Origin of the sequence: Sphingopyxis soli, from assembly GCF_018682675.1 — a bacterium.
Classification (GTDB): domain Bacteria; phylum Pseudomonadota; class Alphaproteobacteria; order Sphingomonadales; family Sphingomonadaceae; genus Sphingopyxis; species Sphingopyxis soli.
The window spans coordinates 36,286-47,609 of record NZ_JAFMTR010000085.1; the positions used below are offsets into that span (position 1 = coordinate 36,286).

The window sequence follows — 11,324 nt, forward strand, 5'->3', positions numbered from 1 at the left end:
TATATTGGGAAACCAATGTCGCCGGACAAGGCGCGATCCGGGCGGATTGCCTATGCCCGCAGAAACAAATTCTGTGTCCTCGCGATGGCGGGGACACAGGGCAATATCAACTCCGGTTCCACCGTCCGCCGAGCGCGCGGAAAACGTCGACCTGCGCGTCGGCGATGCGCGCGTCGGCAAGCGCCAGCGAGGCTTCGGCTTCGGCAAAGGTGCGCTCGGCGTCGAGCGCAACGAGGCCGTCGATCTGCCCCTCGCGCTGCTGCGCGCGGGTGATCTTCACGGCAGTCTCGGCCTGGTCGCGCGCCGATTGCAGCGCCGTGCGGCGGTCGAGCAGATGCGCGTAGGACGACAGCGCCGTCTCGGTTTCCTCGAGCGCGCGCAGCACGGTGCCGTCGAAGGTCGCGAGTGCGGCCTGCGTGTCGGCCTCGGCCCCGGCGATGCGCGCGCGCGCGCCTTCCTGGTTGAGGAAGTTCCAGTTGATCAGCGGGCCGAGAAGCCAGCGCAGCGGCCCGCCGCCGAACAGGTCGCCCAGCCCGCCGCTCGTCTGTCCGACAGAGCCGCCGAGCGTGATCTTCGGATAAAGGTCCGATGTCGCGACACCGATCCGCGCGGTCGAGGCGGCGAGGCGGCGCTCGGCTGCGGCCACGTCGGGCCGCCGCGCCAGCAGCGCAGCGCCGTCGCCGACCGGGATCGGCTGGTCGAGGCGCAGCGTGGTGCGCCGTTCGGCCGCGATCGGCGGCAGTTCGGCGGGGCTGCGCCCGGTCAGTGTTGCGAGCCGGAACAGCGCGCCATCGCGCTCGGCGGCGATCGCCGGAATGTCGGCCGCGCGCTGGTCGCGAAGCGCGGCGATGCGCGCGGTATCGAGCTTCGTCGTCAGCCCCACCTCGGCACGGCGCGCGGTGAGCGCGACGGACTTGTCGAGCAGCGCGACGATGCGTTCGGCGACGCCCAGCCGTTCGGCGGCCGAGGCGGCGTCGGCATAGGCGCGCGCGGTTTCGGCGGCGACGGTGACGCGCACCGCGTCGGCGTCGGCCTCGGCGGCGGCGACATCGCCGCGCGCCGCCTCGATCCCGCGCGAGACGCGGCCGAACAGGTCGACCTCATAGCCGACGGTCAGCCCGGCATCGACCTGCCAGCCGGTGCGGTCGGCGCCGGGCGGAACCTGACCCTCGCTGACGCGGCCATAGGTTGCCCCCGCGCCGAGGTTGGTCGAGGGCAGGCGGTCGCCGCGAACCTCGCGCAAGGACGCGCGCGCCCTGGCTATCCGCGCGACCGCGACGCGGACGTCGGTGTTCGCCGCGAGCGCATCGGCGACGAGCCCGTCGAGCACCGGATCCTTATAGAGCCGCCACCATTCGGGGTCCGCGTCATTGGGGGCGGGAGCGGTGGTCGTCACGCCCTCGCGCGCCGAAAGGAAGGGGCCGGACGACGCCGCAGGGGGCGTGGGGCGGGCGTAGTCCGGCCCGACCGCGCAGGCCGAAAGCATCAGCGCGGATACGGTGACGAAAAGGGAACGAAGAAGCATCGAAGGTCTCCTGAACTTGCTTTCAAATCATCTATGCTCCCCCGCGAAGGCGGGGGGCCATCATCGGACGATGCAAACCGGAGCCGACCGGAGATGGGTCCCCGCCTTCGCGGGAACGCACAGATATTGGCAAAAACATTACTCCGCCGGCTGCAGCGCGGGTTCGGCAGGACCGCCGCGGCCGCGCAGGGCCGCGATACGGTCGCCGAGCGCGCGGCAGACGACATAGAAGGTGGGGGTGAAGAGCAGGCCGAACGCGGTCACGCCGATCATCCCGAAGAAGACCGCGGTGCCGAGCGCCTGACGCAGCTCCGCACCCGCGCCGCTCGCGATCAGCAGCGGCACCGCGCCGAGGATGAAGGCGAAGCTGGTCATCAGGATCGGACGCAGGCGGTCGCGCGCGGCGCGCACCGCGGCTTCGACCGGCGACAGACCATCCTGTTCTTCGGCCTGCTTAGCGAATTCGACGATCAGGATCGCATTCTTCGCCGCGAGCGCGATGAGCACGACGAGCCCGATCTGCGTCAGGACATTATTGTCCATCCCGCGCAGATTGACGCCGACCATCGCCGCGAACAGGCACATCGGCACGATCAGGATGATCGACAGCGGCAAGGTCAGGCTCTCGTACTGCGCCGCCAGCACCAGGAAGACGAACACGACCGCCAGCGCGAAGACGAGCGCCGCCGTGCTGCCCGCCGCCTTCTGCTGATAGGCGATGCCGGTCCATTCGGTGCCGTAACCCGCAGGAAGCGTTTCGGCCGCGAGCTTCTCCATCGTCGTCAGCGACGCGCCCGAGCTGTACCCCGGCGCGGTGTCGCCATCGACCTCGACCGCAGGATAGAGGTTATAGCGGACGACGCGGTACGGACCGGTCTTGTCCCTGAAGGTCGCGACCGAACCGATCGGCACCATTTCGCCGGTGTTCGAGCGCGTCTGCAGGTTGGCGATGTCGGCGACCGACTGGCGGAAGGGCGCATCGGCCTGTGCGGTGACGCGATAGGTGCGGCCGAGCAGGTTGAAGTCGTTGACGAACGCCGATCCCAGATAGACCTGCAACGTCTCGAACACGCGCTCGGGGGGCACGCCGAGAAGATTCGCCTTCGCCCGGTCGATGTCGGCATAGACGCGCGGGCTGCCGGTGTCGAAGAAGGTGAAGACCTGCGCCAGACCCGGCGTCTGGTTCGCCTTGCCGATCAGCTTGCCCGATTCCTCGGCCAGCTTCTGGTATCCGTGACCGCCGCGGTCCTGCACCATCATCCGGTAGCCGCCGGCCGAGCCGATGCCCTGGATCAGCGGCGGCGGGATCACGATCACGCGCGCTTCGGTGATGTCGGCGACGTCGGCGCGGGCTTCGTTCATGATCTCGTCGAAGCTGACGCCGAGCTTCCTCCGTTCCTCGAAGCTCTTGAGCGGGAAATAGGCCGCGGCGGCGTTCGGGGCGAGCGTCTGCGACGGCCCGTCGAAGCCCGCGAGCATCACCGAACCGAGAATGCCTTTATTGGGCAAAATCCGCTCGGCGACCTTGCGCAGCGCCGCGTCGGTGCGTTCGACCGAGGCGCCGGGCGGCAGCTGGACGACCGCGAGGAAATAGCCTTGATCCTGCGCCGGAATGAAGCCTGTCGGCGTTGCCCAGAACAGGCCCGCCGTGGCGGCGATCAGCCCGCCATAGGTGATCATCATCCGCTTCGGGCGCCGGACGAGCCGGTCGGTGAGCGAGGCATAGCCATTGCTCATCTTCTCGAACGCCGCGTTGAAGGCGTCGCCGGCGCGGCCCGCCAGTGCGCGGAGGCGCGAGGGTTTGGCGGGCGCGGCGTGCGGCTTCAGCAGGATCGCGGCGAGCGCGGGCGACAGCGTCAGCGAGACGATCAGCGAGATGATCGTCGCGGTCGAGATCGTCACCGCGAACTGCTGATAGAAGGCGCCCGACAGCCCGGTCAGGAACAGCGTGGGGACGAACACCGCGCAGAGCACGAGGACGATCGCGACGAGCGCGCCCGACACCTCGTCCATCGAGGTCTGCGCGGCCTTCAGCGACGACAGTCCCCGTTCGAGGTTGCGCTCGACATTCTCGACCACGACGATCGCGTCGTCGACGACGATGCCGATCGCGAGCACCAGCCCGAACAGCGACAGATTGTTGAGGCTGTAGCCGAACGCCGCGAGCACGGTGAAGGTGCCGACGAGCGATATGGGAATGGCGACGATCGGGATCACCGCGGCGCGCCACTTCTGCAGGAACACCAGGATCACAATGACGACGAGGACCATTGCCTCCAGCAGCGTATCCTTCACCGCGTCGATCGACTGCTCGATGAACTTGGTGGGATTATAGATGACGCGATATTCGAGGCCTTTGGGGAAAGTCTTCGACGCGGCCTCCATCTCGGCCTCGATCGCCTTGGCGGCTTCGAGCGCGTTCGACCCCGGGCGCTGGAACGCCGCGAGCAGCACCGTCGGGTCGCCCGACAGATAGGTGTTGCTGTTATAGTCCGACGCGCCGAGCTCGACGCGCGCGACGTCGGCGACGCGAACCTGCCGCCCGTCGGCGTCGGTGCGGATCACGACATCGGCGAACTGCTGCGGGTCGGCGAGGCGGCCCTGCGTCTCGACGTTGAGCTGATAGGCGTTGCCGCTCGCATAGGGCGGCTGGCCGAGCGAGCCCGCCGCGACCTGCACATTCTGCGCGCGCAGCGCCGCCACGATCTCGCCCGCGGTCAGGTTGAGCGCCGCGGCGCGCGTCGGGTCGATCCAGACGCGCATCGCATAGTCGCGCGCGCCGAACAGGCGGACGTCGCCGACGCCGTCGATACGGCTGAGGCGGTCCTTGAGCTGGGTCAGCGCATAGTTGGAGAGGTACGAACGATCGAGCGACTTGTCGGGCGAGACGAGGTTCACCACCATCAGAAAGTCGGGCGAGGTCTTGCGCGTCACGACGCCGAGGCGCTGCACCTCCTCGGGCAGGCGCGGCACCGCGATCGCGACGCGGTTCTGCACCAGCACCTGCGCGGCGTCGAGGTCGGTGCCGATCTTGAAGGTGACGGTGATCGTCACCGTCCCGTCGCCGGTCGACTGGCTCGACTGGTAGAGCATGTTGTCGACGCCGTTGATTTCCTGCTCGATCGGCGTCGCCACCGTCTCGGCGACGGTCTCGGCCGACGCGCCGGGATAGCTGGCGGTGACCGTGACCGTCGGCGGGACGATGTCGGGATATTGCGAGACGGGCAGCGACCAATAGGCGATCGCGCCGACAAGGGTGATGATCACCGCGATGACCGCGGCAAAGATCGGGCGCATGATGAAAAAGCGCGAAAGACGCATGACGGGCTCCCCGGACTGGAGGATCGAATTTCCAAATTACCCCCTCCCGCTTGCGGGAGGGGCAGTGAGGCTTGCGAGCTTGCTCGCTAGCCGCAGCGGGGAGGGCATCGGACCTACGGGCCCTCCCCAACCCCCTCTCTGAAGGGAGGGGCTTTCAGGCTCAGCGCGCGAAGGTCGCTTCGCCGACCAGCGCGGTGCTCGGCGGCGCGGCGGTCGCGGCAACCGGCGCGATCTTGCCGGCGCGCGTCTTCACCTTGCTGCCGGGCTGCGCGAGCTGGGTGCCGACGATCACGATGCGGTCGGCCGGCGTGACGCCGCCGCGCACGACGCGCAGGCCGTCGACGACGGGACCGAGCTGTACCTCGCGCACTGCGACCTGACCGTCCTTGCCGACCACGAGCAGCGTCTTGCGCGCCTGATCGGTCTGGATGGCCGCGTCGGGGACGAGCAAAGCGCGTTCCTTTGCGCCGCTCGACAGGCGCATGTTGCCGAACATGCCGGGCGACAGGAACAGGTCGGGGTTCGCAATCACCGCGCGGCCGCGGATCGTGCCCGACCGCGGGTCGATGCCATTGTCGGTGAAGTCGAGCTTGCCGGTGCGGCTGTAGCTCGTCTCGTCCTGCAGTTTGACCTGCACCTCGGTCCCCTTGGCGCCCTCTTCCTGCGCGCGCTTCGCTTTCAGGAACAGGCCTTCGGAGCCGTTGAAGCTGAAGTAGATCGGGTCGAGTGCGTTGATCGTCGTCAGCAGGCTGCCGGCGCTGCCTTCGCCCGCGGCGACGAGGTTGCCGGCGTCGACGCGGCGGTCGGAGATGCGGCCGCTGATCGGCGCGCGGACCTGCGTGAACTCCATGTCGAGCGCGCGCGAGCGGACCCGCGCTTCGGCGGCCGCGAGGCTCGCCGAGGCGGCGCGCACCCGGGCGTTCAGCTGGTCGAGATCGCTCTGCGACACCGCCTCGTCGGCAACCAGCCGGTTGGCGCGGGCGAGATTGGTCTGCGCCAGCGCGAGATCGCTGCGCGCGCTCGCCGCTTCGGCGCGGGCTTCGGCGAGCGCGGCGGCGAACGGACGCGGGTCGATCGTGAAGAGCAGCTGGCCCTTGCGGACGATCTGGCCGTCGGTGAAGTGGACGCCGGTAAGCTGGCCCGACACGCGCGGGCGCACTTCGACCGAGTTCACCGCCTCGAAGCGGCCGACATAATCGTCCCATTCGTTGATGTCGCGCACCAGCGGCGCCGCGACGGTGACGACCGGAACCGGCGGCGCGGCGTTCGCCGGCGCTTCGCGGTGGGTCAGACCCCAGCCGGCGGCGACAAGCAGGATGGCGGGAAGGCCGTATTTCAGGCCGCGAGTGCGCCAGCGGCGCTTCGCGACATCGCTCGGAGCGGCGACGAGGGCGGCTTCGGCCGTCTCCTCGCCCTTGATGGGGGAGAGCATGTTCATGGGATTACTTTCGGAAAAGGCGGGCGACGTGCACTTCGGCGACACGCTTGCCGAGCAGTTCATAATGGTCGGCGCTGAAACCGGCCTCGAAGAAGGCGCGGATTTCGTGCTTCGGCACCGAATAGCTGTGGTGCCAGGTCAGCACCGCCATACGGCGCAGCGCCTCGAGCTTCGGATCGGCCAGGCGGCGGTTGAAGCCTTCGCCGAAGATCCGGCCGAGGAATTTCTGGAAGCGCCCGGGTTCGCGCAGGCTCGAAGGCCGGTCGTGACGCGCGAGCATCACGACCGACCACTCGAGCGCCGAAAAGCCGGCGGGAATATCGGCTTTCGGCGCCGCGGGGGACAACGCGGGGGCGAAATGCTTGGGGTTTGCGGCGGCGATGGCGCTGGCGAACCCGTCGTTCAGTGCAAGATAGGCCATGGTTCGATCCTCCTGGGGATGAGGGTTGTATCGGGGTGCCGGGCGCAAGGGGGCGCGAACCCCGGGGACACTTGCGCCCGGCGAGGGGAGATTCTGGGTATGAGGAACCGTCCGCCGCCCGGCGGGCGTCAGCGCAAAATTCCGGAAGATGTTAAAGCTGGGCTAGCGAACTAGTCCCGGGTGCAGTCGCAGCGGCTCATCGGCGTTTCCCTTCGCTTCTGGCGGCGGGGCAGGAGCGCCCTGACCATCTGTACTGAACGGTATATAAACCTGCCGTTCATCTTGTCAAGGAGTTTTGTACCGGTCGGTATCGAAAATTTTTCGGGCGGCGATTTTTTTCTTTCGCCGACCGACCGGCCCTATTTGCTCGGCCACAGCGCCAGGCTGGTGTCGACCAGCCGCTCGAGTTCGGCGCGGGTCGCGCCGGCCCCCGCTTGCACGGTAATTCCCTGCAGGATCGCGTAAAGAAAGCTCGTCAGCCCCTCGGCATCGATGTGCGCGGGCAGGTCGCCTTCGCGCTTTGCCTGTTCGAACCGCTCGACCAGCGCCCGCTGCGACGAGGCGCGGCGGCGGATCACATCGGCCTTGATCGACTCGGCCTCGGGGCTGCACGCGAGCGAACTCATCAGCCCCATGCAGCCGTGCGGCTCGCCGTCGGCGGCGTGGACATCGACCCCGCCGCGCAGATAATATTCCGCGACCTTGCGCGCCGTCGGCTGCCGGAGCGCGGCGCGCGTATATTCGAGCTTCTCCGCCTCGTAGAGGTCCAGCGCCTTGTGAAACAAGGCTTCCTTGTTCCCGAAGGCGGCATAGAGGCTGGGCTTGGTGATGCCCATCGCCTCGGTAAGGTCGGTCATCGACGCGCCGTCATAGCCCTTCGCCCAGAAGACGTGCAGGGCTTCTGCCAACGCCTTGTCGACGCAGAACTCACGCGGACGTCCCTTGACCGGGGGGGCAATTGTGCTTTCCATAACGAGCGGTATATAATGACGGACGCAAGAATGTCTAGGGGCTGACCTTGGGGGAGCGGTCCGCACTCCTGTCGATGAGGTTCAGGACCCGGCTGCCTTCTTCGCTTTCTTCGCACCAGGCGTGGGGGTTTTCGGCTTGTAGCGGCAGAGATCCTCGACCGGGCAGCGCCAGCATTCGGGGGTGCGCGCCTTGCAGATGTAGCGGCCGTGGAGGATCAGCCAGTGGTGCGCGCCGACCCGGAACGGCTGCGGCGTCTCCTTGTCGAGCTTCCTTTCCACCGCGAGCACGGTCTTGCCGGGCGCGAGGCCCGTGCGGTTGCCGACGCGGAAGATATGCGTGTCGACCGCGAAGGTCTCGGCTCCGAAGGCGCAGTTCATCACGACATTGGCGGTCTTGCGCCCGACGCCGGGCAGTTCGACGAGCGTATCGCGGTCGGCGGGCACCTCGCCGCCGAAATCACGGACGAGAATTTCGCTGAGCGCGATGACGTTCTTCGCCTTCGCGTTGAACAGCCCGATCGTCCTGATGTGCTGCCTGAGCCCCTCCTCGCCGAGGGCGACCATCTCCTGCGGAGTCTTCACCTCCTGAAACAGCCGCCGCGTCGCCTTGTTCACCCCGACGTCGGTCGCCTGCGCCGAAAGCACCACCGCGACGAGCAGCTGGTAGATATTGCCGAATTCCAGCTCGGTCTCGGGGCCGGGGTTCAGCTCGGCGAGGCGGCGGTAGAATTCGAAGATGTCGGCCTTTTTCATTCGGGTGCCGGGGTTTCGACCGGCGGATGCGCCGCCTTCCACTCCATCGCCGCGCGCACGCGCCGTTCGACCGAGGGGTGCGAATAGAAGACGAACTCCTCGACCGCGTTCGGGCGCGGGCTGCGATATTCTGCGGTCTTGACCAGCGCGCTGGCGAGCGCGTCGGGCAGGTTCACCGTCTGCAGCGAATAGGCGTCTGCCGCGCTCTCGTCGGTGCGCGACAGCGTGTTCAGCACCGGCTGCGCGAGGAAGGCGAAGAGCGAGAGGAGGAACATCAGCACCGGGAAGCCGCGCGGATCGCCGATCCCCGCATCGCTGCCGAACGCACGCGCGACGCGCGGAAAGATCCGGTCGGCGAGAAAGAAGAGCAGCACCGCGAGCAACGAAAAGACGATCACGATGATCCACACGTGACCGAGGACATAATGGCCGATTTCGTGCCCCGTCACCGCCTTCACCTCGTCGAGCGAGGCGCCCTTCAGCGCGACGTCCGAAATCGCGATGCGCGCCGAATGGCCGAGCCCCGAGACATTGGCGGTGAAATTGTTCGACTGGCGCGAGCCGTCGAACATGTAGATGCGGCCGGGGTCGATCCCCGCCTCCTTCGCCTGGACGACCAGCGCATCGCGCACCGGCCCCGCCGGCACCGGCTTGTAATCGTTGAACAGCGGTTCGATCACGACCGGTGCGAGCAGCAGGATCAGCGAAATCGCGGCGGCGGCGAGCCCGCCCGACCAGATCCACCAGCGCTTCCCCGCGCGCCGGATCAGCGCATAGATGCCGAGGAAGAAGAGCGCGCCGAGCAGAACCCCGATGACCAAGCCGATGGCGCCCTGCCCCAGATAATCGCCGAGCGGCTGGCTGGTGCGGCCATAGGCGGTTTCGCGCCACCAGCCGGTGTAGAGATCCCACGGCAGCGTGACGATCGCCGAAAGCAGCAGGAAGGCGGCACAGACAAGGAAGGTGCGGAGCGCAAAACCGCGCTTGCCCAGCTTTGCGTCGATCCGGTCGAGGATGCGCAGGCGCACGAAAAGATAGGTGACCAGCCCTGCGACGACAACGCCCCAGAAACTCAGCCATTCGCTGCCACGGGTATAATCGGCGGCCTTGGCGAGCGCCTCGGGACCGAGCGCGTCGATATAGGCCTTGGTCGCGGCGGCGGGATCGAAACTCATGGCAGTGCTCCAGCTGTATTATCTCTATAGAACACAGAGAGGGGCCGCGGGCAAGCGGGGGTCAGAGACCCAGCACCTGCGGCATCGTGTAGCGGCCGGGCTTCTGGTGGACCAGCCACAGCGCCGCGCGAACGGCGCCGCGCGCGAAGATCATCCGGTTCTCGGCGCGGTGCGCAAGGGTGATCATCTCCTCGGGCCCCGCGAAGATCACGTCATGGTCGCCCGCGACGGTGCCGCCGCGCAAGGACGCGAAGCCGATCTTGCCGTGCCCGCGCGCGCCGGTGAGGCCGTCGCGGCCGCGTTCGGAGCAGGTTGCGAGACTGATCCCGCGCCCCTCGGCAGCCGCCTGGCCGAGGAGCAGCGCGGTGCCGCTCGGCGCATCGACCTTCTTGCGGTGGTGCATTTCGACGATCTCGATATCCCAGTCGGCATCGAGCCGCGCCGCCGCCTCGCGCACCAGATGCGCGAGCAGGGTGACGCCGAGCGAGGTGTTGCCGGTCTGGAGCACCGCAATGCCGTGCGCGGCGTCGTCGATCAGATAATGGTGGCGCTCCTCGAGCCCGGTCGTGCCGATCACGATCGGCTTTTTCGCGGCGACGCAGGCATCGAGCGTCGCTTCCAGCGCGGCGGGAGAGGAGAAATCGACGAGCACGTCGCTGTCGGAGGCGAGGCGGACGATGTTGCCGCCCTTGTCAACGCCGCAGCTGCGCTGGCCGGCCTCCGAGATCGCGGCGGCAAGCGCGACGCCCATCCGCCCTTCGCTGCCGATAATGCCGATGCTGGTCATGGTACGTCCCCTCGATTTCACTCCCCCTTAGCCGCTCGCATCGAGCGAAGTCGAGATGGTCCGAAGGTCGGCGCGATGTCGACGGGCATCTCGACTTCGCCCGATCCGAACGGTTAGGGAGGCAGCATGTCTCCGATCCAGAATATCGTCATCCTGACCGGCGCCGGCGTTTCGGCCGAAAGCGGCATCGACACCTTCCGCGACGCGGGCGGGCTGTGGGAACAGCATCGCGTCGAGGATGTCGCGACCCCCGAGGCGTTCGAACGCGACCCCGATCTCGTGTTCCGCTTCTATGACATGCGGCGCGAAGCGATCCAGACGAAGCAGCCGAACGCCGCGCACCGGGCGCTCGCGCGGCTCGATGCGGAATGGCCCGGCGAGCTGACGATCGTCACGCAGAATGTCGACGATCTGCACGAGCGCGCCGGGGCGAGACGGCTCATCCATATGCACGGCGAGCATCTGACCGCCTGGTGCACCGGTTGCGACGCGCATGTGCCGTGGACCGGCGCGTTGATCGACCGGCCCGCCTGCCCGGCGTGCGGCGTGCGCGGCCACCTGCGCCCCGACATCGTCTGGTTCGGCGAGATGCCGTACCGGATGGACGAGATTTACCATGCCATCAATCGCGCCGATCTGTTCGTGTCGATCGGCACGTCCGGCGCAGTCTATCCCGCGGCCGGGTTCGTGCGCGAGGCACGCGCGACGGGGGCGCTGACGCTCGAGCTCAACATGGAGCCGAGCCAGGGCAGCCACTGGTTCGACGAGGCGCGCCACGGCCCGGCGACCGAGCTGGTTCCGCAGTGGGTCGAACAGATGCTGGAGCGGTGAACCCACTCGGCGCGATACGGCACCGGCCGGTTTCGACCAAAGCACGACATTTCCAGCATCGTCATCCTGGCTGCGGCGATGGCCTCGCTGTTTCAGGATCCA

Annotated in this window: 9 protein-coding genes; 1 reads left to right on the plus strand and 8 read right to left on the minus strand. The window is 67.7% G+C overall.

The features are described 5' to 3' along the window. Positions 1 to 106: 106 nt before the first annotated feature. The 8 genes from J1N50_RS13380 to dapB form a co-directional block, all read right to left on the minus strand. Positions 107 to 1,525 (minus strand): efflux transporter outer membrane subunit, encoded by a 1,419-nt coding sequence (locus J1N50_RS13380; protein ID WP_215354243.1) that lies wholly within the window; start codon positions 1,523 to 1,525, stop codon positions 107 to 109. Positions 1,526 to 1,663: 138 nt separating this feature from the next. Next, the gene (locus J1N50_RS13385) at positions 1,664 to 4,846 is read right to left on the minus strand and encodes an efflux RND transporter permease subunit (protein ID WP_215354245.1); all 3,183 of its coding nucleotides are present in this window, start codon (positions 4,844 to 4,846) and stop codon (positions 1,664 to 1,666) included. Positions 4,847 to 5,006: 160 nt separating this feature from the next. Then, entirely contained in the window at positions 5,007 to 6,284 is a 1,278-nt protein-coding gene (locus J1N50_RS13390; protein WP_215354247.1) for an efflux RND transporter periplasmic adaptor subunit, read from the minus strand. Positions 6,285 to 6,288: 4 nt separating this feature from the next. Then, complete coding sequence (locus J1N50_RS13395; RefSeq protein ID WP_246553490.1) at positions 6,289 to 6,705, minus strand: hypothetical protein; 417 nt, start codon at positions 6,703 to 6,705, stop codon at positions 6,289 to 6,291. 359 nt (positions 6,706 to 7,064) lie between these two features. Next, a complete protein-coding gene (locus J1N50_RS13400) occupies positions 7,065 to 7,676 on the minus strand; it encodes a TetR/AcrR family transcriptional regulator (RefSeq protein ID WP_215354249.1) in 612 nt (203 codons plus the stop codon). An 81-nt stretch (positions 7,677 to 7,757) separates the two neighbouring features. Further along, complete coding sequence (gene nth, locus J1N50_RS13405) at positions 7,758 to 8,429, minus strand: endonuclease III (RefSeq protein ID WP_215354251.1); 672 nt, start codon at positions 8,427 to 8,429, stop codon at positions 7,758 to 7,760. Next, positions 8,426 to 9,604, minus strand: a complete 1,179-nt coding sequence (locus tag J1N50_RS13410) for a M48 family metallopeptidase (RefSeq protein ID WP_215354253.1) — start codon at positions 9,602 to 9,604, stop codon at positions 8,426 to 8,428. The genes nth and J1N50_RS13410 overlap by 4 nt, the downstream gene beginning before the upstream one ends. 61 nt (positions 9,605 to 9,665) lie before the next feature. Next, positions 9,666 to 10,391, minus strand: coding sequence for a 4-hydroxy-tetrahydrodipicolinate reductase (gene dapB, locus J1N50_RS13415; protein WP_215354256.1), 726 nt, complete (start codon positions 10,389 to 10,391; stop codon positions 9,666 to 9,668). 126 nt (positions 10,392 to 10,517) lie between these two features. Here dapB and J1N50_RS13420 point away from each other — a divergent pair, with 126 nt between their 5' ends. Next, the gene (locus J1N50_RS13420) at positions 10,518 to 11,222 is read left to right on the plus strand and encodes an NAD-dependent deacylase (RefSeq protein WP_215354258.1); all 705 of its coding nucleotides are present in this window, start codon (positions 10,518 to 10,520) and stop codon (positions 11,220 to 11,222) included. Positions 11,223 to 11,324: the final 102 nt, after the last annotated feature.